The organism is Edwardsiella piscicida, from assembly GCF_021733145.1.
Classification (GTDB): Bacteria; Pseudomonadota; Gammaproteobacteria; order Enterobacterales; family Enterobacteriaceae; genus Edwardsiella; species Edwardsiella piscicida.
In genome coordinates this window covers 3,691,852-3,717,052 of the sequence record NZ_CP090968.1, presented here as the reverse complement: position 1 = coordinate 3,717,052, position 25,201 = coordinate 3,691,852, and the positions used below count along the sequence as shown (strand labels likewise).

General features: G+C 55.8%; 19 protein-coding genes, 3 tRNA genes and 4 rRNA genes. 16 read left to right on the top strand and 10 right to left on the bottom strand.

Going from position 1 to position 25,201, the window contains the following annotated elements:
- The first annotated feature begins 4 nt into the window (after window positions 1-4).
- Complete coding sequence (gene rbsR, locus L1P05_RS16950) at window positions 5-1,012, top strand: ribose operon transcriptional repressor RbsR (RefSeq protein WP_012850305.1); 1,008 nt, start codon at window positions 5-7, stop codon at window positions 1,010-1,012.
- On the opposite strand, the gene mdtD is transcribed toward rbsR, so the two are convergent.
- Entirely contained in the window at window positions 1,003-2,421 is a 1,419-nt protein-coding gene (gene mdtD / locus L1P05_RS16945; RefSeq protein ID WP_012850304.1) for a multidrug transporter subunit MdtD, read from the bottom strand. The two genes, rbsR and mdtD, sit on opposite strands and share 10 nt — an antisense overlap.
- Window positions 2,422-2,438: 17 nt before the next feature.
- Window positions 2,439-3,131 (bottom strand): FadR/GntR family transcriptional regulator, encoded by a 693-nt coding sequence (locus tag L1P05_RS16940; protein ID WP_012850303.1) that lies wholly within the window; start codon window positions 3,129-3,131, stop codon window positions 2,439-2,441.
- A 482-nt stretch (window positions 3,132-3,613) separates the two neighbouring features.
- On the opposite strand from L1P05_RS16940, the gene L1P05_RS16935 reads away from it, so the two are divergent.
- From L1P05_RS16935 to rrf (L1P05_RS16905), 7 genes are all read left to right on the top strand, one after another.
- Window positions 3,614-5,157: ribosomal RNA gene (locus tag L1P05_RS16935) — 16S ribosomal RNA — on the top strand.
- A gap of 70 nt (window positions 5,158-5,227) precedes the next feature.
- Window positions 5,228-5,304, top strand: a tRNA-Ile gene (locus L1P05_RS16930).
- A 54-nt stretch (window positions 5,305-5,358) separates the two neighbouring features.
- Window positions 5,359-5,434, top strand: a tRNA-Ala gene (locus tag L1P05_RS16925).
- 161 nt (window positions 5,435-5,595) lie between these two features.
- A 23S ribosomal RNA gene (locus L1P05_RS16920) occupies window positions 5,596-8,503 on the top strand.
- A gap of 90 nt (window positions 8,504-8,593) precedes the next feature.
- Window positions 8,594-8,709 (top strand): 5S ribosomal RNA (gene rrf, locus L1P05_RS16915).
- Window positions 8,710-8,723: 14 nt separating this feature from the next.
- Window positions 8,724-8,799: transfer RNA gene (locus L1P05_RS16910), tRNA-Thr, on the top strand.
- A gap of 34 nt (window positions 8,800-8,833) precedes the next feature.
- Window positions 8,834-8,949 (top strand): 5S ribosomal RNA (rrf, locus tag L1P05_RS16905).
- Together the 16S, 23S and 5S rRNA genes with 3 tRNA genes alongside form the textbook arrangement of a ribosomal RNA operon.
- Window positions 8,950-9,061: 112 nt before the next feature.
- Here rrf (L1P05_RS16905) and mobB read toward each other — a convergent pair.
- Both mobB and mobA read right to left on the bottom strand, forming a co-directional pair.
- Window positions 9,062-9,586: a molybdopterin-guanine dinucleotide biosynthesis protein MobB gene (gene mobB / locus L1P05_RS16900; RefSeq protein WP_071818558.1), complete on the bottom strand. Its 525-nt coding sequence runs from the start codon at window positions 9,584-9,586 to the stop codon at window positions 9,062-9,064.
- A gap of 11 nt (window positions 9,587-9,597) precedes the next feature.
- Complete coding sequence (gene mobA / locus L1P05_RS16895) at window positions 9,598-10,161, bottom strand: molybdenum cofactor guanylyltransferase MobA (RefSeq protein WP_012850301.1); 564 nt, start codon at window positions 10,159-10,161, stop codon at window positions 9,598-9,600.
- A 172-nt stretch (window positions 10,162-10,333) separates the two neighbouring features.
- On the opposite strand from mobA, the gene L1P05_RS16890 reads away from it, so the two are divergent.
- Genes L1P05_RS16890 through dsbA form a run of 3 tightly spaced genes read left to right on the top strand, consistent with a single transcriptional unit; the run spans window position 10,334 to window position 12,248 of the window.
- Entirely contained in the window at window positions 10,334-10,603 is a 270-nt protein-coding gene (locus L1P05_RS16890) for a YihD family protein (RefSeq protein ID WP_012850300.1), read from the top strand.
- Window positions 10,604-10,607: 4 nt separating this feature from the next.
- Window positions 10,608-11,594 carry a serine/threonine protein kinase gene (locus tag L1P05_RS16885; protein WP_012850299.1) on the top strand — a complete coding sequence of 329 codons (987 nt, stop codon included), beginning with the start codon at window positions 10,608-10,610 and terminating at the stop codon, window positions 11,592-11,594.
- 30 nt (window positions 11,595-11,624) lie between these two features.
- Window positions 11,625-12,248 carry a thiol:disulfide interchange protein DsbA gene (gene dsbA, locus L1P05_RS16880; RefSeq protein ID WP_012850298.1) on the top strand — a complete coding sequence of 208 codons (624 nt, stop codon included), beginning with the start codon at window positions 11,625-11,627 and terminating at the stop codon, window positions 12,246-12,248.
- A 59-nt stretch (window positions 12,249-12,307) separates the two neighbouring features.
- Here dsbA and L1P05_RS16875 read toward each other — a convergent pair whose 3' ends face one another.
- A complete protein-coding gene (locus L1P05_RS16875) occupies window positions 12,308-13,225 on the bottom strand; it encodes an acyltransferase (RefSeq protein WP_012850297.1) in 918 nt (305 codons plus the stop codon).
- Window positions 13,226-13,675: 450 nt separating this feature from the next.
- On the opposite strand from L1P05_RS16875, the gene polA reads away from it, so the two are divergent.
- Together polA and spfP are read left to right on the top strand one after the other, a co-directional pair.
- Window positions 13,676-16,468 (top strand): DNA polymerase I, encoded by a 2,793-nt coding sequence (gene polA / locus L1P05_RS16870; protein WP_012850296.1) that lies wholly within the window; start codon window positions 13,676-13,678, stop codon window positions 16,466-16,468.
- A gap of 161 nt (window positions 16,469-16,629) precedes the next feature.
- Window positions 16,630-16,677 (top strand): small protein SpfP, encoded by a 48-nt coding sequence (gene spfP, locus L1P05_RS17590; RefSeq protein WP_071892919.1) that lies wholly within the window; start codon window positions 16,630-16,632, stop codon window positions 16,675-16,677.
- 210 nt (window positions 16,678-16,887) lie between these two features.
- Here the strand turns inward: spfP and yihA are convergent, their stop codons facing one another.
- Complete coding sequence (gene yihA, locus L1P05_RS16865) at window positions 16,888-17,541, bottom strand: ribosome biogenesis GTP-binding protein YihA/YsxC (RefSeq protein WP_012850295.1); 654 nt, start codon at window positions 17,539-17,541, stop codon at window positions 16,888-16,890.
- A 669-nt stretch (window positions 17,542-18,210) separates the two neighbouring features.
- On the opposite strand from yihA, the gene yihI reads away from it, so the two are divergent.
- Genes yihI through hemN form a run of 3 tightly spaced genes read left to right on the top strand, consistent with a single transcriptional unit; the run spans window position 18,211 to window position 20,301 of the window.
- Window positions 18,211-18,741: a Der GTPase-activating protein YihI gene (gene yihI / locus L1P05_RS16860; protein ID WP_015462574.1), complete on the top strand. Its 531-nt coding sequence runs from the start codon at window positions 18,211-18,213 to the stop codon at window positions 18,739-18,741.
- Window positions 18,742-18,747: 6 nt separating this feature from the next.
- Window positions 18,748-18,921 carry a hypothetical protein gene (locus L1P05_RS16855; RefSeq protein ID WP_012850293.1) on the top strand — a complete coding sequence of 58 codons (174 nt, stop codon included), beginning with the start codon at window positions 18,748-18,750 and terminating at the stop codon, window positions 18,919-18,921.
- Between the two features lie 6 nt (window positions 18,922-18,927).
- A complete protein-coding gene (gene hemN / locus L1P05_RS16850) occupies window positions 18,928-20,301 on the top strand; it encodes an oxygen-independent coproporphyrinogen III oxidase (protein ID WP_012850292.1) in 1,374 nt (457 codons plus the stop codon).
- A gap of 64 nt (window positions 20,302-20,365) precedes the next feature.
- Here hemN and L1P05_RS16845 read toward each other — a convergent pair whose 3' ends face one another.
- The 4 genes from L1P05_RS16845 to glnL form a co-directional block, all read right to left on the bottom strand.
- Window positions 20,366-22,024, bottom strand: coding sequence for a putative transporter (locus L1P05_RS16845; RefSeq protein ID WP_012850291.1), 1,659 nt, complete (start codon window positions 22,022-22,024; stop codon window positions 20,366-20,368).
- 221 nt (window positions 22,025-22,245) lie between these two features.
- Window positions 22,246-22,368, bottom strand: coding sequence for a YshB family small membrane protein (locus L1P05_RS16840; protein ID WP_015462572.1), 123 nt, complete (start codon window positions 22,366-22,368; stop codon window positions 22,246-22,248).
- A gap of 120 nt (window positions 22,369-22,488) precedes the next feature.
- Window positions 22,489-23,904, bottom strand: coding sequence for a nitrogen regulation protein NR(I) (glnG, locus tag L1P05_RS16835; RefSeq protein WP_015462571.1), 1,416 nt, complete (start codon window positions 23,902-23,904; stop codon window positions 22,489-22,491).
- Window positions 23,905-23,941: 37 nt separating this feature from the next.
- Entirely contained in the window at window positions 23,942-25,009 is a 1,068-nt protein-coding gene (gene glnL, locus L1P05_RS16830) for a nitrogen regulation protein NR(II) (protein WP_012850288.1), read from the bottom strand.
- Window positions 25,010-25,201: the final 192 nt, after the last annotated feature.

The window sequence follows — 25,201 nt, the reverse complement described above, 5'->3', positions numbered from 1 at the left end:
GTACGTGGCAACCATGAAGGATGTCGCCCGCCTCGCGGGCGTCTCCACCTCGACCGTATCCCATGTCATCAATAACAATCGCTTCGTCAGCGACAGCGTGCGTCAGCGTGTTCTGGAGGCCGTTCAGCAGCTGAATTATGCCCCCTCTGCGCTGGCCCGCAGCTTAAAGATGAACCAGACGCACACGCTCGGGATGCTGGTGACCACCAGTAATAACCCCTTTTTTGCTGAGGTGGTGCGCGGGGTGGAGCGCAGTTGCTATGAGCGGGGCTATAGCCTGATCCTGTGTAACACCGAGGGTGATCCGGCGCGCATGAGCCAGAGTATGGAGACGCTGCTGCAAAAGCGGGTAGACGGTCTGCTGATGATGTGCACCGAGAATTTTCGGCCGGCGCAGGAGATGATTGCCCGTTATCCCGCGCTGCCGACGGTGATGATGGACTGGGCGCTGTTCGATGGTCAGAACGATATCATCCAGGACAACTCCTTCCTGGGGGGGCAAATCGCGACTCGTCATCTGATCGAACGCGGCTATACCCGCATAGCCTGTCTGGCTGGCCCTAAGGATAAGTCCCCCTCTCGCCAGCGTCTTGAGGGCTTTCTGTATGAAATGAAACAGGCCGCGCTGCCGGTACCGCCGGAGTACATCCTGTTCGGCGATTTCGAGTTTGCCGGCGGAGTGCAGGCGATGAAACAGCTGCTGGCGCTACCGACGCCGCCCCATGCGCTGTTTACCGGCAATGACGCGATGGCCGTCGGCGTATATCAGGTGTTGTTTGAAGCCGGACTGCGGGTGGGCGACGATGTCGCGGTCGTCGGCTATGACGATATTGAGCTGGCGCGCTATATGTCGCCGCCGTTGACGACGATCCATCAGCCCAAGGATGAGCTGGGCGAGCTGGCCGTCGATACGCTGGTACACCGCCTGAAGCATCCTACGCGGGAGCCACAGACGCTGGTCTTAACGCCCCAGCTTATCGAGCGAGGTTCGGTCGCGGTCCATCACGGCTGAGGGGCATCGCGCCGACGCGAGACGCGGCGGCCCTTCAGCAAGTGGTCGCCATCCTTGGGATGGAGTAACAGGAATACGCTAGCTGACAGTAGGGTGATGGCGCCCATCGTAATAAAGGTATAGTGGAAGTGATCCACCAGTGACCCGGCAATCTGAGTATCATAAAAGCGCAGCACCGCGGCGCTGACGGCAACGCCAAAGCTAATGGAGAGCTGCTGGGTTACCGCCAGTACGCTGTTGCCCGCGCTGGCATTTTGGTCACTCAGATCGCCCAGGGTAATCGTGTTCATTGCGGTAAACTGGGTGGACATAAACATCCCCAGCAGGAACAGCGGCAGGATCAGCAGCCACAGGGGCATTTCAGGCTTCTGTAGGGAGAACTGCGCGATCGTTAGACCGATAATCAGCGTCACCCCAACCAGCGTATTACGATATCCCTGACGGCGCAGTACGCCGGTAACCAGCGATTTACCCAGCATCGATCCCAGCGCCGTCGGCGCCATCATACAGCCCGCGATAATAGCGCTGTAGCCGAATCCTACCTGCAGCATGAGCGGCATCAGAAAGGGAATGCAGCCGGTACCCAGGCGTGACGCGATGTTGCCTACGATGCCGACGGAGAAGGTATGGGTACGAAATAGCGGCAGGGCGATAAGCGGGTGAGGATGGCGCCGAGCGTGCAGGATATACAGTAGCAACGAGCCGAGGCCCGCCAATATGCCCCCCCAGGCATAGGGCTGCGGTAGCGCCTGTTCACCGAATAGCTCCATGCCACATGAGAGCAGCACTAGCCCCAGGCCAAATAGCATAAAGCCAAGCATATCAAAGCCGCGGGTAGGGGCGGTAAAGTCAGGCATATAGCGCAGGGCATAGAGGATGCCGATGATGCCAATCGGGATGTTGATCAGGAAAATCCAGTGCCAGGTGGCATAGGTGACGAGCCAGCCGCCGAGCAAAGGGCCGAGTACGGGTCCCACCAAGCCGGGTAGGCTGATGAAATTGAGTACCGGCAGCAGCTCATCGCGCGGATAGGCACGCAGGAGCGCGAGACGGGCAACCGGCATCATCATCGCTCCGCCGATGCCCTGTAGCACGCGAGAGGCGACCAGCATCTCCAGTGAGCCGGACAGCGCGCACAGCAGGGATCCAAACGAGAATAGCGAGACGGCGGCAATAAAAACGCGCCGCGTCCCCAGTCTATCGGCTATCCAGCCGCTGATGGGGATCAGCATCGCGACCGTCAGGGCATAGCTGATGATGGCAGACTGCATCACCAGCGGGGAGCGGGCCAGACTGCGGGCGATGGCGGGCAGTGCGGTATTCAGGATAGTGGCATCCAGCGCCTGCATAAAAAAAGCCATTGCCGCAATCCAGGGCAGGCCAGCCATACTCCGGGCGGTCTGGGTCATAAGTTTTCCGTCGAGTGTTAGGCTCCGTCTATACCCAGCAGACCCTGACAGGCCACATAGGCCCCCTGGGCGTCGCCGGCGAGGATGGCATCGACGATCGCCTGGTGCTGCTCCAGCTTGACGACTTCATTACCGGTTACCGAACGGAAGTAGCTTTGGTAGACCGAGTTGAACAAGTTGGAGAACGAGGTCAGGAACGGGTTAGCGCTGGCCTTGTAGATTTGCTGGTGGAATTGTACATCGACCCGAATCCAGCGTTCGCGATCAAAATGGCTATTGAGCTCGCGCATTTCATGCATCAGGTTATTGATAACGGCTTTATCGGTGCCGCTGGCGTGCAGCGCCGTCAGCAGGCAGGCCTGTGGCTCCAGCGCATTGCGCAGCACCAGGAAGTGATCTTTGACGTGTTCAAAATTCTCTCGGGTCAGCCACCAGGTCAGCAGCTCCTGATCGAGAAAATTCCAGCTGCTGCTCGGCATGACGCGCGTACCAATGCGCGGACGCGGTAGCAGCATACCTTTGGCCGCCAGCATTTTTACCGCCTCACGTACAGCGGTGCGGCTGACGCCATAGATCTCACCCAGTTCGAGTTCCCCCGGCAGAATGCTGCCGGACTGATATTCACCGGACAGGATCCGCTGGCCTATCTTCTCAGCAAGAAGATAGGAGAGGTTGCGCTGGGCGGCTTGTTGTTGAGCATTTAGTTGCATGGCTAGTCGATCCTAATCGGGTATGCATATCTATATTCCTCTATTTTATCCTACAAAAATCAGATCACGCTGTACTGTTGGATGAAAAGAGTCCGATATTGCGTTTTTTTGTGCGAGATGGTGAAAATGAGCGCAGTTGCGCATTTTTTTTAAATTAAGACTTGTTACGTTGCGAGAAGTCCCTATAATGCGCCTCCACTGACCGGGAACAACGACCGATACGTCGCCCAGTCAGGCAGAGAAAGCGAAAATAAACGCTTGACTCTGCGGGCGAAAAGCGTAATATACGCAGCCCACGCCGGTGATAACTCAACGGGTTTTCACGGCGACGCTCTTTAACAAATTATCAGACAATCTGTGTGGGCACTCGCAAGATTCGTATTACGCATTCCTCGGAATGCGAAAATATTTAAAGTCTTGAAGAGTGACAGCAGTTAATTCATTACGAATAAACAGTTTAATTTCTTTGAGCATCAAGCTTTTAATTGAAGAGTTTGATCATGGCTCAGATTGAACGCTGGCGGCAGGCTTAACACATGCAAGTCGAGCGGTAGCAGGGAGAAAGCTTGCTTTCTCCGCTGACGAGCGGCGGACGGGTGAGTAATGTCTGGGGATCTGCCTGATGGAGGGGGATAACTACTGGAAACGGTAGCTAATACCGCATAACGTCGCAAGACCAAAGTGGGGGACCTTCGGGCCTCATGCCATCAGATGAACCCAGATGGGATTAGCTAGTAGGTGGGGTAATGGCTCACCTAGGCGACGATCCCTAGCTGGTCTGAGAGGATGACCAGCCACACTGGAACTGAGACACGGTCCAGACTCCTACGGGAGGCAGCAGTGGGGAATATTGCACAATGGGCGCAAGCCTGATGCAGCCATGCCGCGTGTATGAAGAAGGCCTTCGGGTTGTAAAGTACTTTCAGTAGGGAGGAAGGTGTGAACGTTAATAGCGCTCACAATTGACGTTACCTACAGAAGAAGCACCGGCTAACTCCGTGCCAGCAGCCGCGGTAATACGGAGGGTGCAAGCGTTAATCGGAATTACTGGGCGTAAAGCGCACGCAGGCGGTTTGTTAAGTTGGATGTGAAATCCCCGGGCTTAACCTGGGAACTGCATCCAAGACTGGCAAGCTAGAGTCTCGTAGAGGGAGGTAGAATTCCAGGTGTAGCGGTGAAATGCGTAGAGATCTGGAGGAATACCGGTGGCGAAGGCGGCCTCCTGGACGAAGACTGACGCTCAGGTGCGAAAGCGTGGGGAGCAAACAGGATTAGATACCCTGGTAGTCCACGCTGTAAACGATGTCGATTTGGAGGTTGTGCCCTTGAGGCGTGGCTTCCGAAGCTAACGCGTTAAATCGACCGCCTGGGGAGTACGGCCGCAAGGTTAAAACTCAAATGAATTGACGGGGGCCCGCACAAGCGGTGGAGCATGTGGTTTAATTCGATGCAACGCGAAGAACCTTACCTACTCTTGACATCCAGCGAATCCTGTAGAGATACGGGAGTGCCTTCGGGAACGCTGAGACAGGTGCTGCATGGCTGTCGTCAGCTCGTGTTGTGAAATGTTGGGTTAAGTCCCGCAACGAGCGCAACCCTTATCCTTTGTTGCCAGCGGTTCGGCCGGGAACTCAAAGGAGACTGCCAGTGATAAACTGGAGGAAGGTGGGGATGACGTCAAGTCATCATGGCCCTTACGAGTAGGGCTACACACGTGCTACAATGGCGTATACAAAGAGAAGCGAACTCGCGAGAGCAAGCGGACCTCATAAAGTACGTCGTAGTCCGGATTGGAGTCTGCAACTCGACTCCATGAAGTCGGAATCGCTAGTAATCGTGGATCAGAATGCCACGGTGAATACGTTCCCGGGCCTTGTACACACCGCCCGTCACACCATGGGAGTGGGTTGCAAAAGAAGTAGGTAGCTTAACCTTCGGGAGGGCGCTTACCACTTTGTGATTCATGACTGGGGTGAAGTCGTAACAAGGTAACCGTAGGGGAACCTGCGGTTGGATCACCTCCTTACCTAAAGATACGAAATTGTGTAGTGCTCACACAGATTGTCTGATAAATGTCACGAGCAAATACCTTATGCAGGCTTGTAGCTCAGGTGGTTAGAGCGCACCCCTGATAAGGGTGAGGTCGGTGGTTCGAGTCCACTCAGGCCTACCAACTCCCTTCCTGTGTGAAGCGGAGGGTGGTTATAAGGTATTGCAGTAAAGTCATGGGGCTATAGCTCAGCTGGGAGAGCGCCTGCTTTGCACGCAGGAGGTCTGCGGTTCGATCCCGCATAGCTCCACCATATTTCAGAACATACTGAGAAATCAGCATGTTGTGAAATATTTTGCTCTTTAACAATCTGGAACAAGCTGAAAATTCGAAAACAATCGAATTGCTTTTAATAAGTGATTCGAGAGTCTCTCAAATGCTTACAGCACGAAGTGAAACACCTTCGGGTTGTGAGGTTAAGTGACTAAGCGTACACGGTGGATGCCTAGGCAGTCAGAGGCGATGAAGGACGTGCTAATCTGCGATAAGCGTCGGTGAGCTGATATGAAGCGTTATTAGCCGGCGATGTCCGAATGGGGAAACCCAGTGCAATCCGTTGCACTATCGTTAAGTGAATACATAGCTTAACGAGGCGAACCAGGGGAACTGAAACATCTAAGTACCCTGAGGAAAAGAAATCAACCGAGATTCCCCTAGTAGCGGCGAGCGAACGGGGAAGAGCCCAGAACCTGAATCAGTTTGTGCATTAGTGGAAGCGTCTGGAAAGTCGCGCGATACAGGGTGATAGCCCCGTACACGAAGGTGCACAGCTGTGAGTTCGATGAGTAGGGCGGGACACGTGTTATCCTGTCTGAATATGGGGGGACCATCCTCCAAGGCTAAATACTCCTGACTGACCGATAGTGAACCAGTACCGTGAGGGAAAGGCGAAAAGAACCCCGGCGAGGGGAGTGAAATAGAACCTGAAACCGTGTACGTACAAGCAGTGGGAGCATCCTTCGGGGTGTGACTGCGTACCTTTTGTATAATGGGTCAGCGACTTATATTTTGTAGCAAGGTTAACCGAATAGGGGAGCCGTAGGGAAACCGAGTCTTAACTGGGCGTCTAGTTGCAAGGTATAGACCCGAAACCCGGTGATCTAGCCATGGGCAGGTTGAAGGTTGGGTAACACTAACTGGAGGACCGAACCGACTAATGTTGAAAAATTAGCGGATGACTTGTGGCTGGGGGTGAAAGGCCAATCAAACCGGGAGATAGCTGGTTCTCCCCGAAAGCTATTTAGGTAGCGCCTCGTGAACTCATCTTCGGGGGTAGAGCACTGTTTCGGCTAGGGGGTCATCCCGACTTACCAACCCGATGCAAACTACGAATACCGAAGAATGTTATCACGGGAGACACACGGCGGGTGCTAACGTCCGTCGTGAAGAGGGAAACAACCCAGACCGCCAGCTAAGGTCCCAAAGTCATGGTTAAGTGGGAAACGATGTGGGAAGGCATAGACAGCCAGGATGTTGGCTTAGAAGCAGCCATCATTTAAAGAAAGCGTAATAGCTCACTGGTCGAGTCGGCCTGCGCGGAAGATGTAACGGGGCTAAACCATGCACCGAAGCTGCGGCAGCGACGCTTAGGCGTTGTTGGGTAGGGGAGCGTTCTGTAAGCCTGCGAAGGTGGCCTGTGAGGGCTGCTGGAGGTATCAGAAGTGCGAATGCTGACATAAGTAACGATAAAGCGGGTGAAAAGCCCGCTCGCCGGAAGACCAAGGGTTCCTGTCCAACGTTAATCGGGGCAGGGTAAGTCGACCCCTAAGGCGAGGCTGAAAAGCGTAGTCGATGGGAAACAGGTTAATATTCCTGTACTTGGTGTTATTGCGAAGGGGGGACGGAGAAGGCTAGACCGGCCGGGCGACGGTTGTCCCGGTTTAAGCGTGTAGGTGGGGTAACTTGGCAAATCCGGTTACCTTTAACACTGAGGCGTGATGACGAGGCACTACGGTGCTGAAGTGGTTAATGCCCTGCTTCCAGGAAAAGCCTCTAAGCTCCAGATAACACTGAATCGTACCCCAAACCGACACAGGTGGTCAGGTAGAGAATACCAAGGCGCTTGAGAGAACTCGGGTGAAGGAACTAGGCAAAATGGTGCCGTAACTTCGGGAGAAGGCACGCTGGCACGTAGGTGAAGTCCCTCGCGGATGGAGCCGAAGCCAGTCGAAGATACCAGCTGGCTGCAACTGTTTAATAAAAACACAGCACTCTGCAAACACGAAAGTGGACGTATAGGGTGTGACGCCTGCCCGGTGCTGGAAGGTTAATTGATGGGGTCAGCCGCAAGGCGAAGCTCTTGATCGAAGCCCCAGTAAACGGCGGCCGTAACTATAACGGTCCTAAGGTAGCGAAATTCCTTGTCGGGTAAGTTCCGACCTGCACGAATGGCGTAATGATGGCCAGGCTGTCTCCACCCGAGACTCAGTGAAATTGAACTCGCTGTGAAGATGCAGTGTACCCGCGGCAAGACGGAAAGACCCCGTGAACCTTTACTATAGCTTGACACTGAACATTGAACCTTGATGTGTAGGATAGGTGGGAGGCTTTGAAGTGTGGACGCCAGTCTGCATGGAGCCGACCTTGAAATACCACCCTTTAATGTTTGATGTTCTAACCTGGTCCCGTGATCCGGGATAGGGACAGTGTCTGGTGGGTAGTTTGACTGGGGCGGTCTCCTCCCAAAGAGTAACGGAGGAGCACGAAGGTTAGCTAATCCTGGTCGGACATCAGGAGGTTAGTGCAAAGGCATAAGCTAGCTTGACTGCGAGAGTGACGGCTCGAGCAGGTGCGAAAGCAGGTCTTAGTGATCCGGTGGTTCTGAATGGAAGGGCCATCGCTCAACGGATAAAAGGTACTCCGGGGATAACAGGCTGATACCGCCCAAGAGTTCATATCGACGGCGGTGTTTGGCACCTCGATGTCGGCTCATCACATCCTGGGGCTGAAGTAGGTCCCAAGGGTATGGCTGTTCGCCATTTAAAGTGGTACGCGAGCTGGGTTTAGAACGTCGTGAGACAGTTCGGTCCCTATCTGCCGTGGGCGTTGGAAGATTGAGAGGGGCTGCTCCTAGTACGAGAGGACCGGAGTGGACGCACCGCTGGTGTTCGGGTTGTGATGCCAATTGCATTGCCCGGTAGCTACGTGCGGAAAAGATAAGCGCTGAAAGCATCTAAGCGCGAAACTTGCCTCGAGATGAGTCTTCCCTTGGACCTTGAGTCCACTGAAGGAACGTTTAAGACTAAGACGTTGATAGGCTGGGTGTGTAAGCGTAGCGATACGTTGAGCTAACCAGTACTAATGATCCGTGAGACTTAACCTTACAACACCGAAGGTGTTTTAGAGAGACGAATGAAGCTTGTTCAAGATTGATACCGATGGCCAGTGATGGCGGTTGGTAAAACAGAATTTGCCTGGCGGCGATAGCGCGGTGGTCCCACCTGACCCCATGCCGAACTCAGAAGTGAAACGCCGTAGCGCCGATGGTAGTGTGGGGTCTCCCCATGCGAGAGTAGGGAACTGCCAGGCATCCAATTTAGCGTGCTGATATGGCTCAGTCGGTAGAGCGCACCCTTGGTAAGGGTGAGGTCCCCAGTTCGATTCTGGGTATCAGCACCACTTTTTCGGGGTTTTGTTCGGCAAAAAGAATTTGCTTGGCGGCGATAGCGCGGTGGTCCCACCTGACCCCATGCCGAACTCAGAAGTGAAACGCCGTAGCGCCGATGGTAGTGTGGGGTCTCCCCATGCGAGAGTAGGGAACTGCCAAGCATTAAATAAAGCAAAAAAGCCGCTCAATGAGCGGCTTTTTTGCGTCTTGAGTCCAGCCAGATGCTGTGAAAAACCGCCGTTGGCGGTCTTTTTATACACAGACTATTTATTCTTATTCTTTAGCTTGTTGCTCTAGCCAACGCTGGATAAAGGCCACAATTTCATCGGGATCATTAATATCCAAGAACGGAACGGCGCAGTCATGACGACTGTCGCTGGCCAGCGCAATAACGTACTCGTCGATAAGCCCGCCAAAGGGCTTGCCAACCGCATGGCGATAGAGCGCTATTTTGGCAATGTGCTCATGCTTAAATCCTTCGACCAGAATTAAATCACAGCGCCTGGCGTCGATGCGTGAGGCCAGAAAGTGTAAGTCCAGCGGCTGCCTCTCCGGCGTTTCGCTCATCAATGCCCAGCGTAGATCGCTGGCGACCAGCGTTTGATCTGCCCCGGCCTTACGCAGCTCATAGCTGTCTTTACCCGGGGTATCGACATCCATATCGTGATGGGTGTGCTTGATCAGGGCGATGCGGATCCCTCGGGCTTTTAGGCTGGGAATCAGCTGTTTCAGCAGCGTGGTTTTACCGGTGCCGCTGTAGGCGGCAATGCCCAAGAGTGGTGGGGTCGTCACGGTGATGTGTGCTCCTGTTATTGCGCCTGCTGGCACTCTTGCAGACTGTTAATATTGATAAAGAGCGCGGGATTGGCATAGCGTACGGGCTGCGCGTCTACCCATTGCATGAAGAGCATGAGCTTACGTTCCCCCCGCTGCAGAAAGGTGCGTAGCTGCGGCAGCAGGCTGCGGTGCCATAGGGCGAGCGTCGGGTGACGGTGCTCGCCATCGTCGATATAGGCTAGGAGAGCGTCGCCTTTGCCTTGCCAGAGTACGTTGACCAGATCGGTGGGAATAAAAGGGACGTCGCAGGGAACAGAGATAAGCCATGGGGTTCGGCACTGCTCCAGCGCCGTTAGCACGCCGGCCAATGGGCCTGGAAAGTCTGCCATGCTGTCGCTGAGCACCTCGCAGCCGCTTTGCCGGTAGGTCTGCTGATTTCGATTGGCGCTGATGACGACCCGGGAAACCTGGGGCGCTAGACGCTGCAAAACCTGCTGATACAGGGGAATGGCGTTGAGCGTAACCAGTCCTTTATCTCTCCCCTGCATCCTGGTTGCCCGCCCGCCCGCTAAAATAACCCCCTCAATATCCTGCATTGTGAAAGTGCTCCTGTCGGCTGTAGAGGTCGAACGATGGTCTATCATAGCGCCCCTTTAATGACGATGTAATAGTTTGTAAATAGTGAGTGTTACACGGTAAACGACTATCTTTGTTAAATTAGGATTGCTAGCTTTAGCAGCCCTGTGAATAGACAAGAGAGCGTACTCTATGAAATGCCATCGCGTTAATGAGCTTATTGAGTTAATCCATCCGGCCTGGCAGCAGGAACCGGATTTGAACCTGATTCAGTTTTTACAGAAGCTGGCCGATGAGGCGGGCTATGAGGGCGCACTGTCCGACCTTACCGATGATATTCTGATCTATCACCTGAAAATGCGCGACAGCGATAAGCGTGCGGTGATCCCCGGTCTGCAAAAAGACTATGAAGAGGATTTCAAAACGGCCCTACTGCGTGCGCGCGGTGTTATTAAAGATTGATGCTATGACGACGTCGGCCTTTAATTTTCAGACTCTGACACCGGATCTCATCCTGGATGCGCTGGAGAGTACGGGGATCCGCGTTGATTCCGGTCTTAGTGAGCTGAACAGCTATGAAAACCGTGTCTATCAGCTGATGGATGAGGATAGACGACGCTATGTGGTGAAATTCTATCGCCCCGAGCGTTGGAGTGATGCCCAGATAGCAGAGGAGCATGCTTTCTCTGCCGAGCTGACCGCGCAGGAGATCCCGCTAGCGGCCCCGCTGCCCCTGAATGGCGCCACGCTGCATCATTACCATGGATATGCCTTTGCGGTATTTCCCAGCCTGGGGGGCCGTGAATATGAGGTCGACAGCCTCGACCAGCTGGAGTGGGTTGGACGCTATCTGGGACGACTCCATCAGGTAGGCCGACGCCAGCTGTTTAGCAGCCGGCCGACCATTGGGCTGGACGAATACGTCTACCAGCCGCGAGCGCTGCTGGCGGAGAGTCCCCTGGTGCCTGAAGCGCAGCGATCTGCGCTGCTCTCGGCGTTAGATACGCTGATTGCGGCGTTGCTTCCGTGCTGGCGGGATGATTTGCCGCAGCTGCGTCTGCACGGTGACTGCCACCCGGGAAATATACTGTGGCGCGATGGTCCACTGTTCGTGGATCTGGACGATGCGCGCAATGGCCCGGCGATCCAGGATTTGTGGATGCTACTGAATGGAGATGACGCAGAGAAGCGCATACAGCTGGATGTATTGCTGGAGGCCTACGGCGAATTCAGTGATTTCGACCTGCGCGAGCTGGCGCTGATTGAACCGCTGCGCGCCATGCGGATGATCCACTATGTGGCCTGGATCTGCCGCCGCTGGCAGGATCCCGCGTTTCCGCGCAGTTTTCCCTGGGTGGGGGAGACCCAGTTCTGGCTGCGCCAGATCCAGGTATTTCAAGAGCAGGTCCGTCTGTTACAGGCCGCCCCGCTACAGTTAACGCCGATGTATTGACGACAGATTCCGAATAATGGAGAAGCGATAATGAAAAAGATGTGGCTGGCCCTGCTGGGCATGGTTATGGCGTTTGGCGTATCGGCCGCGCAGTTTACTAATGGGGAGCAATATACCACGCTGGATAAACCGGTAAACGGTGCGCCGCAGGTATTGGAGTTCTTCTCGTTTTATTGCCCTCATTGCTATGAGTTTGCTGGGGTTTACCATATTCCCCAGGCCATTGAAGGTAAACTTCCGCAGGGGGTAAAGCTGACTAAATATCACGTAGAGTTTCTTGGTCCGTTAGGGAAACAGCTAACTCAGGCATGGGCTGTCGCGATGGCGCTGGGCGTTGAGGATAAGATCACTCAGCCTATGTTTGATGCGGTACAGAAAACGCAGAGTATTAAAAGCGAGGCGGATATTCGCAATGTCTTTATTCAGGCCGGGGTGAAACCGCAAGAGTATGACGCTGCGCTGGATAGCTTCGTGGTTAAATCTTTAGTGGTACAGCAGGAGAAGGCCGCAGAGGATTTCCAACTGCGCGGCGTTCCGGCGGTATTTGTAAACGGTAAGTACATGGTGAAAAGCGATGGATTGGATACCAGCTCCATGGCGAACTATGTGGCGCAGTTTGCCAATGTGGTGCACTTCTTGGTGAGCCAGCCGTAATCGGCGCGCTGACTCTGAGTAACACGCCGGATATCGTTTCTCCGGCGTTTTTTTTGACGTTAGACGGTAGGACGGTAACGCTCGCGCAGCTGCGTTATCAGCAGATCCTTACGCTGCCAAAGCGTATTCAGCCATAGCTGAAACTGGCGTTTGAAGCGCTTATTATTGAAATAATCGCCGCGAATTTCATCGCTGATAGGCAGTGTTTCAACGTGTACGACGATGCTTTGCATGCGTCCGCAGAGGAGGTCGAGGAAAGGGTGTCGCTCATTCTGCGGGTAAATCAGCGTGACGTTAAGTACTCGCTCAAACTGGCTGCCAAGGGTACTGAGGGTAAACGCGATGCCGGCGGCCTTGGGCTGTAATAGATTCTGATAGGGTGAATTTTGGCTGCGGCGTTTCTCCTCCGTGCAGCGTGAGCCTTCGACGAAGTTAACGATAGTGGTTGGACGCAGGCGAAACTTCTCGCATGAACGGCGGGTTGTTTCAATATCCTTACCGCGCCGTTCCGGGTGTTTAAGGAGATAGCTGCGAGAATAGCGCCGCATGAAAGGCATATCCAACGCCCAACAGGCTAGGCCGATAAAAGGCACCCAGGCCAGCTGCTGCTTAAGGAAATACTTATTCATTGGAATATGATTCCGTAGCAATACACATAGCACTACAATATCCGTCCAGCTTTTATGATTGCTGATCAGCAGATACCAGTTTTGTTTACTTAATCCCTCTAGGCCGCTGACGTGCCATTGTAGCCGTGGATTCAGGGACATTAAGCCAGCCAAGCCTTGGCACCAGCACCACATCAACCTATCGGAATAGCGGGAAATAGCGCGGCGTATCCCAGGCAGCGGCAGCAGCAGTTTTACGATGCCTAAGAGCGTGATAGGCAGCGAGCAGGCCACGGTGACTACGATGGTCAACAGCGTTGTTAATACGAAGATAAAAGGAGACAACACCGTGGCAATCAGGGTAGGCATTAGGAAATCGCACCGCACTCGGAAGAATTAGGAGCTGCAATGTTAGCAGATAGGGGCGTAAGTCGGCACATTTTGTCCCGCTCAAAGATATTTTGGTAAAAAAGCCTGCGCCGTTTTAATCGTTGGTCATACTATAACGATGCTTATCGAAGGCGCGGACAGCGTCGATAACATCTGTCGAGTTATACACAGCTCAACCATTATGCTTTTCATATTAACCTTTCCCTTGTTATAAATGCATTGTATTGATTTTAATTGATTATATTTATTAAATTTCCATAAGCGCGCTTCTGCGTATTAAACGTTCGATATTTTGCTCACAAAGTTATCCACAGATGGATCCGGTGCGATCGTATGTCGCCAAGCGCGATAAAACACCCCGAATATTCGTCAGCGCACCCGAGGTGTGGCATTCTTACACTCTGATAACCACCACGACAAAGACAGATTATGGCCCAGATAGCTGAAAATCCCCTGATCCTGGTTGATGGATCCTCATACCTTTACCGTGCCTATCATGCGTTTCCACCGCTGACCAATAGCGCCGGGGAGCCTACCGGGGCTATGTATGGTGTGCTGAATATGCTGCGTAGCCTGCTCATGCAGTATCAGCCGAGCCATGTTGCCGTGGTGTTTGACGCCAAGGGTAAAACGTTTCGCGATGAGCTGTTTGCTGAATATAAGTCACATCGTCCTCCGATGCCGGACGATCTGCGTGAGCAGATAGCGCCGCTGCACCAGATGGTTGAGGCGATGGGGCTACCGCTGCTGGTCGTACCGGGGGTGGAGGCGGACGATGTGATCGGTACGCTGGCGCGCCGCGCTGAGCTGGCGGGGCGGCATGTTCTGATCAGCACCGGCGATAAGGATATGGCGCAGCTGGTCACGCCGAATATCACGCTGATTAATACGATGACCAACACCGTTCTGGGGCCTCAGGAAGTGTGCGACAAATACGGTGTACCGCCGTCGCTGATCATCGACTTTTTAGCGCTGATGGGCGATGCCTCTGACAATATTCCCGGCGTCCCCGGCGTTGGTGAGAAGACGGCACAGGCGCTGTTGCAAGGTATTGGCAGCCTGAAGACGATTTATGATGATCTCGATCGGGTGGCGACCCTGAGCTTTCGTGGCGCGAAGACCATGGGAGCCAAGTTGCTGTTGAATAAAGAAAAAGCTGATCTTTCCTATCTGTTGGCGACCATTAAGACCGACGTTGATCTGGCGCAGGACTGCGACGATTTAGCCATTAAACCGCTGGATAGCGAGACGCTGCATCGGCTGTTCAGCCGCTATGAGTTTAAGCGTTGGTTGACCGATGCGCAGGAGGGATCCTGGCTCACGGGGGCGAAAGGCGGCCGTAAAACGCGGGTGGAGAAGAGCGCTGACGCACCTGCGGCACCTGCGTCGGAGGTTTCCGTGACGCTGACGCGCGAGGGTTACCAAACGATCCTCGATGAGGCCGCGCTGGAGGCATTGATTGCGCGCCTGCGCCAGGCCGGGTGCTTTGCCTTTGATACCGAGACCGATTCGCTGGATGTGCTATCGGCTAATCTGGTGGGGATCTCCTGTGCCGATGCTCCGGGGCAGGCATGTTACATCCCGTTGGCTCATGATTACCTGGATGCGCCGCGTCAGCTCGATCGTCAGTATGTTCTGGCGCGGCTACAGCCGCTGCTGGAGGATGAAGGGGTAGCCAAGATTGGCCAGAACCTGAAGTATGACATCGGCGTTATGGCGCGCTATGGCATCACGCTGCGCGGCGTGGCGTTTGATACCATGCTGGAGTCCTACGTGCTCAATAGCGTTGCCGGACGCCATGATATGGACAGTCTGGCAGCCCGTCATCTCGACCATAAAACGATTACGTTTGAAGAGATTGCCGGTAAAGGCAAAGGTCAGCTGACCTTTAATCAAATCCCGCTGGAGCAGGCGGCGGAGTATGCCGCAGAGGATGCCGATGTTACCCTGCAGCTGCATCAGCGTTTATGGCCGACGCTGGAGGGCGAGTCTGGTCCGAGCCATATTTTCCGCGATATCGATATGCCGTTGATTCCGGTGCTGTCGCGGATGGAGCGCACCGGGGTTTTGATCGACAGCGCGATTCTGGGTCAACACTCGCAGGAGCTGGCGGTACGGCTGGAGGCGCTGGAGCAGCAGGCACATAGCGAGGCTGGAGAGCCGTTTAATCTGTCATCGACCAAACAGCTGCAGGCTATTCTGTTTGAAAAGCAGCAGCTGCCGGTATTAAAGAAAACGCCGGGCGGAGCGCCATCAACGAATGAAGAGGTGCTGGCTGAGCTGGCCGATCAGGGATATGCGCTGCCGCAGGTAATCCTGGAGTACCGCACGCTGGCCAAACTGAAGAGTACCTACACCGATAAGCTGCCGCAGATGGTGAATCCACTGACGGGTCGGGTACATACCTCCTATCATCAGGCCGTCACCGCGACGGGCCGACTCTCATCCAGCGATCCTAATCTGCAGAATATCCCCGTGCGTAGCGATGAAGGGCGGCGCATTCGTCAGGCTTTCATCGCGCCGGCCGGCAGTCGGATTGTGGCGGCGGACTACTCACAGATTGAGCTGCGTATCATGGCGCACTTATCGGGAGACAAAGGGCTGCTGGCAGCGTTTGCGGCAGGGAAAGATATCCATCGCGCTACGGCGGCAGAGGTCTTTGGCCTGCCGTTAGAGGCGGTGAGCGCCGATCAGCGTCGCAGCGCTAAGGCGATTAACTTTGGCCTTATTTATGGCATGAGCGCGTTTGGTCTGGCTCGCCAGCTGAACATTGGCCGCGGCGAAGCCCAGCGCTATATGGATCTCTACTTTGAGCGCTATCCGGGCGTGCTGGCCTATATGGAGCGCACCCGCCAGCTGGCATCGGATCAGGGCTATGTTGAAACGCTGGATGGCCGCCGACTCTATCTGCCCGAGATCAACGCGCGCAATGGCATGCGCCGTAAAGCGGCGGAGCGTGCCGCGATTAACGCACCGATGCAGGGAACGGCGGCCGATATCATTAAACGGGCCATGATTGCCGTTGATGGCTGGCTACAGGAGGCTCAGCCGGAGGTGCGCATGATTATGCAGGTGCACGATGAACTGGTGTTTGAGGTACCGGAGTCTCAGGTCGAGGCGGTGGTATGTCAGGTGCGTGCGCTGATGGAGAATAGCCTGTCGCTGGCTGTCCCATTAAAAGTTGATATTGGTTGTGGTGAAAACTGGGATCAAGCTCACTAAATCGCGGCGTTTTAATCTATTTATGTAATTTAACTACATAAAAACGCGTTAATGGATGAGGTTTGCGGATTTAAACGGCATATTTTTGTAAGTAAACAACAAAAAAGGTTGATCGATACATAAAATGTTGTACAGTTATCAACGTAGGGTACAGAGGTAAGATGTTCTATCTTTCAGACCTTTTACTTCACGTAATCGGATTTGGCTGATTATTAGCCGCCCCAGTCTTTATGACTGGGGCGTTTTTTTTGTATAAAGAAAACGTTAGCTGAAATGTCGCCGCACATATCTCGACGATGGCGCCGGGCGTTTGTCGACGCGTAATGCGCTGGTTGCGGATGTGCTTATTTTTCTATTTTGTTGAAAAATGACATGAAAAAGCCGCTTGCGCGGCTAATGGTATAGCGGGTCAGGGACTCTTACTCGCCGATGCTGGGATCGTCGTCCTCGTCCGCCGGCTGAGGTGCAATCTCGCTGAACCAGGTATCCAGCTTATCTCTCAGTTTATCGACGCCGAACTTTTTGAGGGAGGAGAATGCGTCGACCTGAATGTCGCCCATAAACGGCAGAACCGCCTCTCGAACCATGTTCAGCTGGGCCTTACGGGCGCCAGAGGCCAATTTATCGGCCTTGGTTAACAGCAGCAGTACCGGCAGACCGGCCTCTACCGCCCAGGCGATCATCTGCTGATCGAGATCCTTTAGCGGGTGGCGGATATCCATCAGCACGACTAATCCCTTCAGACACTGCCGTTTTTGCAGATACTCCCCCAGCGCCTGCTGCCATTTACGCTTCATCTCTTCTGGGACTTCGGCATAGCCATAGCCCGGCAGGTCGACCAGGCGAATGCCATCCTCAACCTCGAACAGGTTAATCAGCTGGGTACGCCCTGGCGTTTTACTGGTACGCGCCAGGCTTTTCTGGTTGGTTAGCGTATTGAGGGCGCTGGATTTCCCGGCGTTGGAGCGCCCGGCAAACGCCACTTCAATGCCGGTATCTGCCGGCAGGTGGCGAATATCGGGGGCGCTGGTGACGAAGTGCGTCACATGGTAGTTATAAGTTTGACGGGCCAAGAGGGTCGTCTCCCTATTGCTGGAGGAATAATGGCAGGAATTATAACCATAATGACGGGAAAGGGCGCGTAAATCCGTATTTTGCTGGCATGGATAGCGTAAGCCATTCGCCCGTCTACGCGTAAGCGATCGACTATAGCACCATCAGATAATGGCGTATCGTTCTGTAAGGCTTTGATTTTTTAATTATTGATATTCAGCTAATTACATTACTTGTGTGATATCGATCGGCTATCGAAGCACTGTTTCGCGTATTGTTCTTTACCATCAGTAAGATAGATTAACTCCAGCGCAGGGATGCCGCGTAAAACGGACTCTTCGTCAGGATGACGATGCCCAGGGAGCGTTAAGGATAATGCGTCGGGGTAAGGAGACCGGCCACAGGATGTGGCGCGACAAACAGGAGGTTTGTCACAGGGATGTATCTGGCTCGGGAGTGGGCTACCGTCTTCGGACGGAGAGGGAGTTTGCCTTAGGGATGAGGGCAGGGAGCATCACCGCAAAGGGATAAACCGGGACGTTGTTTGCCGTTAGGGATGATTAGTGTGAATATCCTTCTGCAGAAGGTATAAAATTAAGGCGACAGTTTAGGCTGTCGCCTTTTTTCTTTGCGGCCTTTCTGATAGATTTCGCCGCAGTTTTCGACATCTCTGATCAAGAGTATAAGTTATGAGTCCGGTGAATAAATCAAAGGCCGTTAAAGCCAAAAAAACACGTAAAACCCGTCAGGAGCTGGATCTGGAAGGACGCGAGCGTAAACGCCAGAAAAAGCACCGCGGCCATAAGCCGGGCGCTCGCAATAGTGACAGTGCGGCCCAGGGTGGGAAGGGAAGTAGCCGCGCAGGGCGCGATCCGCGTCTCGGCAGCAAGACGCCGGTTACGCTGGTGGTCGATAGCCAAGCGACAGCGCAGCGCCGTCCGCAGCCGCCGGTACAGCCAGAGGTGAAGAAGGCGCTCTCTCCGGAAGCGGAGCTGGCGCGTCTGGAAAACGATCCGCGTTTGGATGCCCTGCTGGAGCGTCTGGAAGATGGCGCGACGCTGAATGGCGAAGAGCAGCGCTATGTGGACGAGATGCTGGATCGCATCGATGCGCTGATGGAAGAGCTGGGTATCGAGCTGGAAGAGGATGAAGACGAGGCTGAGGAGCAGGAAGACATCATGCAGCTGCTGCGCCGCGGTAGCCCAAAAGATGCTATCTGATGCTGGATGAGCCTGATTCTGGCCATCGGTCTGATGCTCACATGTTATCTGCTGTGGTTATTGGCTAAACTATGGCGGCTGTCGCAGCGCAAAGCGCGCTGGCAACGGGCCGCCATGCGTTACGGCAGGCCGCCGGCTTCTCCACTGCGTGCAGGCAGGAGAAAACAGAATAAGGAGTGAGCATCCATGTCAGAACAGACTATCGTCTGGGATTTGGCCCTGATCCAGAAGTATAACTATTCCGGGCCGCGCTATACCTCGTACCCCACCGCGCTAGAGTTTAACGAAGGCTTTGATGAGGCGGCCTTTCTGCGTGCCGTAGCCCGCTACCCCGATCGGGCGCTTTCCCTTTACGTGCATATCCCGTTCTGCCATAAGCTGTGCTACTTCTGCGGCTGCAATAAGATAGTGACCCGCCAGTCTCACAAGGCCGACGAGTATTTGGATAAGCTGGCGCTGGAGATCGCCGCTCGCGCGCCGCTGTTTGCCGGGCGGACGGTGAGCCAGCTGCATTGGGGCGGCGGTACGCCGACCTTTCTCAATAAGGCGCAGATTAGCCGCCTCATGACGCTGCTGCGTCGCCATTTTACCTTTGCGCCTCAGGCGGAGATTTCGATAGAGATCGATCCGCGGGAGATTGCGTTGGATGTGTTGGATCACCTGCGCCAAGAAGGGTTTAACCGCCTGAGCATGGGGGTTCAGGACTTCAATAAGACCGTGCAGACGTTGGTCAACCGCGAGCAGGATGAGGAGTTTATCTTTTCCCTGCTGCGCCATGCGCGGGAAATCGGCTTTACCTCTACCAATATCGATCTGATTTATGGTCTGCCTCGCCAGACGCCGGAGAGCTTCGATTTTACGCTGCAAAAGGTGATCGAGCTGAATCCCGATCGACTCAGCATTTTTAACTATGCACACATGCCTAAGCTGTTTGCCGCTCAGCGTAAGATCAAAGATGCCGATCTGCCCAGCGCAGACCATAAGCTGGCCATTCTACAGCAGAGCATCGCGACGCTGACCGGCGTGGGATACCAGTTTATCGGGATGGATCACTTTGCCCACCGTGACGATGAGCTGGCGGTGGCCCAGCGCGCCGGTAAGCTGCATCGCAACTTTCAGGGGTATACCACGCAGGGCGACAGCGATTTGCTGGGGCTGGGCGTATCGGCGATTAGCATGATCGGGGATAGCTATGCCCAAAACCGCAAGGTGCTGAAGGAGTACTATGCCGCGGTTGAGGCGCAGGGCAACGCGCTGTGGCGCGGGCTGGCTATGAGCCGAGATGACTGTATTCGCCGAGATGTGATTAAGGGGCTTATCTGTAATTTCCGCCTGGATTTCGCGCCGATAGAACAGCAGTACGGCATTCGCTTTGTGGATTATTTCATCGAAGATCTGCTGCTGCTGCGTCCGCTGGCGCAGGATGGGCTGGTCGAGCTGGGTGAGACGGCGATTAACGTTACGCCGCGCGGCCGTCTGCTGATCCGGAATATCTGCATGTGCTTTGATGTGTATCTGCGTCATCAGGCCCGAATGCAGCAGTTTTCGCGCGTTATCTGACGTCCGTCGATAAAACAATCCCCGGCACGCCGGGGATTGTTGTTTTTGTTTTAGGCTTAGCTGTTCAGACGCTCCAGAACAGCAGCGCCAGCAGCTGGGGCGACATAATGCGCAGGAACATCGCCAGAGGGTAGACCGTGGCGTAGGAGAGCGCTGCGGCCCCGCTGGTGGCGTGTAGGCCGTTGGCGAAGGCCAACGCCGGGGGATCGGTCATCGCCCCCGCCAGCATGCCGCAGAGGGTCAGATAGTTCATCTTGATCATCAGACGCGCCAGGAGCGCCGCCGTGAGCAGCGGAATGGCGGTGATCAGGATCCCGTAGCCAATCCAGGTGACCCCTTCGCCGTTGAGCAGCGTGTCGATGAAGTTACCGCCGGACTTCAGCCCGACGACCGCCAGAAACAGCACGATCCCCAGTTCGCGTAGCGCCAGGTTGGCGCTGGGCGGCATAAACCAGTACAGCTTCCCGATGCTGCCGATACGGCCCAGGATCAGCGCGACCACCAGCGGCCCGCCGGCCAGCCCCAGCTTGAGCGCCGCCGGGAAGCCCGGAATGAACAGGGGCACCGATCCCAGCAGAACGCCCAGCCCGATACCGATAAAGACCGGCAGCATCTGCACCTGCTGCAGCTTTTGCTGAGCGTTACCGACGATGGCGGCGACGGCGTCGATCGCCTGCGGCCGGCCGACCAGATTGAGAATATCGCCGAACTGCAGCGTCGCATTGTTACCAGCTACCAGCTCGACGCCGGCGCGGTTAAGCCGCGAGATCACGACATCGTACTTTTGCTTCAGGTTGAGATCGCGGATCTTTTTTCCCAGCACCTTTTCGTTGGTGACCACGACGCGGCTGACCTGCAGCTCGGTTCCGCGGGTGGACAGCGAGGTATCAACCTGTTCGCCGATCACCAGCCGGGCGTTTTCCAGCTCCTGCTTTTGCCCCACCAGATGGAGCAGATCGCCGATTTCGATCTGGGTGGTGGGCAGCGGCACCATGAGGAAATCGCCGCGCTTGAGGCGCGAGCAGACGATGGTGTCGCTATTCAGGATCGGTACCTCCTGCATGGACAGCCCGCTCAGGTTGGGGTTGCGCACCATGATGTTCATGGTTTGCAGCAGCTCGTGGCTATGGCCGTTGCGCGAGTCGAAGTCACGCGCCTCGGCGTCGATATTGATGCGGAACAGCAGGCGTACCAGCCACATCACCAGCAGAATGCCGCAGATGCCGAAGGGATAGGCCATGGCGTAGCCCATCCCCATCAGATCTATCTGGGATGGATTGGACCCCAGATCGGTCAATATCTGCTGCCCGGCACCCAGCGCTGGCGTATTGGTGACGGCGCCGGAGAAAATGCCCAGAATGATCGGCAGAGGAACGGCAAACAGCTTGTGAATGGCGGCGGTAATCAGCCCGCTTATCAGCACCATTAGGACGGCAAAGGCGTTGAGGCGTAGGCCGGAAACGCGCAGCGAGGAGAAAAAGCCGGGCCCCACCTGAATACCGATACTGTAGACAAACAGGATCAGGCCAAACTCCTGAATAAAATGCAGCATATCGCTGTTGAGATCCAGCTGGTAGCGCTGGGCAAAATGGCCGACGATGATCCCGCCGAACAGGACGCCGCCGATCCCCAGGCCGACGCCATAGATCCGCCAGTTACCAATCCACAACCCAAGCACTGCGACCAGTGACAGCATACTGACCGTAAGGGCGATATCGCTCATGATACATCCTTGATGATTAAACGACTCCGGTGAAACGCGCACGACCGGATGATCCGCTGGGGTAACGGAAAACCCACCTGTACATTGTTACAGAGCGTCGGTAAATGGACTGTGTCACACGGCACAGCCCGGGTATTTAATGGATATCCTAGCAGAGATTCTTCCGGGGACGCTGGGGGCTCAAGGCGCGCCATGATGGTCACGCCTTGAGCGTAGAGAGGTTATCCCAACAGGTGGAGCAGCGCGGCGCACAGCACGGCGGCAACGGCGGCATGCGATGATGGCCCGCCGCTGGCGCTGAGTTCGGCGCCGTGGGAAACCATGGCGTACAGCGAATCGATCATCATTATTCTCCCGTTAAAACGCAGCCGATCATACTCGCCCGCGCGGGGGTGTAAAGATCGCGAGTGGCGTTTTTTTGTGCGCTAAGCAGCGTTTTTGACCGAGGGTATCTTCTCCCGCCATTACTCCATTCCCAGCTCTTTCAGCTTGCGGGTCAGGGTATTGCGGCCCCATCCCAGCAGCCTGGCTGCCTCTTGCTTATGGCCCTGGGTGTGGCGCAGGGCACAGTTCAGCAGCGTACGCTCCATTTCCGGCAGGGCTTCCGCCAGCAGATCCTGCTGGCCGCTCTGCAGGGCATGCTCCGCCCACTGGCTCAGCAGCCGTGGCCAGCTGTCCGGCGAAAGCGCCGCCGGCTGACGCTCATCGCGCGCGCTGTCAAACAGCTCCGCCGGCAGATCCTGCGTCAACACCTCTTGGCCTGCGGCCATAACCGTCAGCCAGCGGCAGGTATTCTCCAGCTGGCGAACGTTGCCAGGCCACGGCAGACGGGTCAGCGCCGCCTCGGCCTCCGGGCTGAGCACTTTGGCCTCGACGCCCAGCTCCTGCGCCGCCACTTTGAGAAAGTGGCGGGCTAGACGCGGAATATCCTCGCGCCGCTCACGCAGCGGCGGAAGATGCACGCGGATCACGTTAAGGCGGTGGAAGAGATCTTCGCGGAACATCCCCTCTTGCACCCGCTGCTCCAGATTCTGGTGGGTGGCGGCGATGATGCGTACATCGACCCTGACCGGCGCATAGCCGCCGATGCGATAAAACTGTCCGTCGGCCAGCACGCGCAGCAGGCGGGTCTGAACGTCCAGCGGCATGTCGCCGATTTCATCGAGAAACAGTGTCCCGCCGTCCGCCTGCTCAAAGCGCCCCTGGCGGATCTGGCTGGCGCCGGTAAAGGCGCCTTTTTCATGGCCGAACAGCTCGGATTCGATCAGATCGCGTGGAATCGCCGCCATATTCAGGGCGATAAACGGCGCCTTGGCGCGCGGGCTGTGGCGGTGCAGCGCATGGGCGACCAGCTCTTTCCCGGTGCCCGACTCCCCATTGATCAGCACGCTGATGGAGGAGCGTGACAGGCGTCCGATAATGCGAAAGACATCCTGCATCGCCGCCGCCTCTCCGATGATATCGGCGCTGGGATCGCTCCCCGGCACCTGGCGCGCGGGCTGCTGCTGCTCCTGATAGTGGCTGATGGCGCGTTCGACGAGCGCGACGGCTTCGTCAATATCGAACGGCTTGGGCAGATAATCAAAGGCGCCCTGCTGGTAGGCGCTGACCGCGGCATCCAGATCGGAGTGGGCCGTCATAATGATGACCGGCAGCAGCGGATGACGTACTTTTATCTGCTGCAGCAGCGCCAGTCCGTCCATACCGGGCATACGGATGTCTGACAGCAAAACGTCCGGCGTCTGAGCGCTCATCGCCGTCAGCACCGCCTGACCATTTTCAAACGTGGCACAGCGCAAACCTGCGCCGGTCAGCGCGCGCTCTAAGACCCAGCGGATGGCACTGTCGTCGTCGACTATCCAGACGAGACCCGGTTGCATTGTCATGGTGACCACCTGTTGCGTAAAGGGGCGTGGGCTATTTGCGGATTGGCAAATACACCGAAAACTCGGTGTGGCCCGGCCAGCTGTTAAACTCGATTTTGCCCTGATGCTGATCGATCAGGCTCCTTGCAATCGACAGGCCAAGCCCGGTGCCTCCGCTGCGTCCGCTCACCATCGGGTAGAACAGCGTATCCTGCAGCTGGGCGGGGATCCCTGGCCCATCGTCTTCAATGTCTATGCGCGCCGCCAGGCGATAGCGCTCGCCGTGCAGGGTGACCTGTAGCGCGGTACGGGTACGCAGGGTGATGGTGCCACCCTGTTCACCCAGCGCCTGCAGGGCGTTCCGCGTGATGTTCAGCAGCACCTGCTCTATCTGCTCCGGATCGTGATTCAGCTCCGGCAGGCTGGGATCATAGTCGCGCAGCAGGGTGATGTTCCCTGGGCACTCCAGGGTGACCAGCTGACAGACCCGCTCGGCGACCTGATGAATGCTCTGGGTGACGCGCTGCCCCGGTCTCTGGGGGCCCAGCAGACGATCGACCAGGTTGCGCAGGCGATCGGCCTGCTCAATGATCACCTGAGTGTATTCGGTCAGGGCCGGATCCGGTAATGCCCTGGCCAACAGCTGCGCTGCCCCGCGTAGCCCGCCTAGGGGGTTCTTGATCTCATGGGCCAGCCCGCGCACCAGATCGCGGGCGGCGACCTGCTGGGAGTGCTGGAGCTGCTCCTGGCTCAGGCGACGCTGGCTGTCCAGGGTTGAAAGCTCCAGCAGGATCTGCCCTTCGCTCAGGGGCTGGGCCGTCAGCGCCATGATGTGCGGCTGGCTGTCGACGACCAGCATCACCTCGTTGTCGGTAAAACCCTGCCCGGCGTGCAGGCTGATGCGCATCATCGCGATATCCAGGGAGAGATAGCTCAGCAGATCCGGCAGCGGTGTGCCAAACAGCTTGCGCGGACTCTGCGCCAGCAGCTGCTGCGCGGCCGGATTGGCATAGCGAATGACCAGATCGTCGTCCAGAACCAGGATGCAGGTCATCAGGGCATTCAGTAGCGGTCCGGCATCGGGTAAGTCACGGTGGGGCGGCGTAGGGTGTTCAGCCATTTGCGCACTCCTGCACTATTTTGGTGCAATAGGATGCCTTGCACTGTAGCATGCTTTCGCTGTCCGTGCGGGGGCGCGGAGAATTTTTTCTCTGTCCTGCGGCGTACGGCGAAAAAAACCCATCCGAAGATGGGCTGAAAGTTTCCACGGCAACAAAAACGGATCTCTTCGCGTGGAGCGTTCGGCAAGGAC

Excerpts from the sequence above, each read along its gene's own strand:
- L1P05_RS16940 (WP_012850303.1), bottom strand. The coding sequence starts at position 3,131 with ATGCAACTAAATGCTCAACAACAAGCCGCCCAGCGCAACCTCTCCTAT.
- polA (WP_012850296.1), top strand. The coding sequence starts at position 13,676 with ATGGCCCAGATAGCTGAAAATCCCCTGATCCTGGTTGATGGATCCTCA.
- L1P05_RS16855 (WP_012850293.1), top strand. The coding sequence starts at position 18,748 with ATGAGCCTGATTCTGGCCATCGGTCTGATGCTCACATGTTATCTGCTG.
- mobA (WP_012850301.1), bottom strand. The coding sequence starts at position 10,161 with ATGCAGGATATTGAGGGGGTTATTTTAGCGGGCGGGCGGGCAACCAGG.
- L1P05_RS16875 (WP_012850297.1), bottom strand. The coding sequence starts at position 13,225 with ATGCCTACCCTGATTGCCACGGTGTTGTCTCCTTTTATCTTCGTATTA.
- L1P05_RS16890 (WP_012850300.1), top strand. The coding sequence starts at position 10,334 with ATGAAATGCCATCGCGTTAATGAGCTTATTGAGTTAATCCATCCGGCC.
- mdtD (WP_012850304.1), bottom strand. The coding sequence starts at position 2,421 with ATGACCCAGACCGCCCGGAGTATGGCTGGCCTGCCCTGGATTGCGGCA.
- L1P05_RS16885 (WP_012850299.1), top strand. The coding sequence starts at position 10,608 with ATGACGACGTCGGCCTTTAATTTTCAGACTCTGACACCGGATCTCATC.
- glnG (WP_015462571.1), bottom strand. The coding sequence starts at position 23,904 with ATGCAACCGGGTCTCGTCTGGATAGTCGACGACGACAGTGCCATCCGC.
- glnL (WP_012850288.1), bottom strand. The coding sequence starts at position 25,009 with ATGGCTGAACACCCTACGCCGCCCCACCGTGACTTACCCGATGCCGGA.
- hemN (WP_012850292.1), top strand. The coding sequence starts at position 18,928 with ATGTCAGAACAGACTATCGTCTGGGATTTGGCCCTGATCCAGAAGTAT.
- L1P05_RS16845 (WP_012850291.1), bottom strand. The coding sequence starts at position 22,024 with ATGAGCGATATCGCCCTTACGGTCAGTATGCTGTCACTGGTCGCAGTG.
- dsbA (WP_012850298.1), top strand. The coding sequence starts at position 11,625 with ATGAAAAAGATGTGGCTGGCCCTGCTGGGCATGGTTATGGCGTTTGGC.
- L1P05_RS16840 (WP_015462572.1), bottom strand. The coding sequence starts at position 22,368 with ATGATCGATTCGCTGTACGCCATGGTTTCCCACGGCGCCGAACTCAGC.
- yihI (WP_015462574.1), top strand. The coding sequence starts at position 18,211 with ATGAGTCCGGTGAATAAATCAAAGGCCGTTAAAGCCAAAAAAACACGT.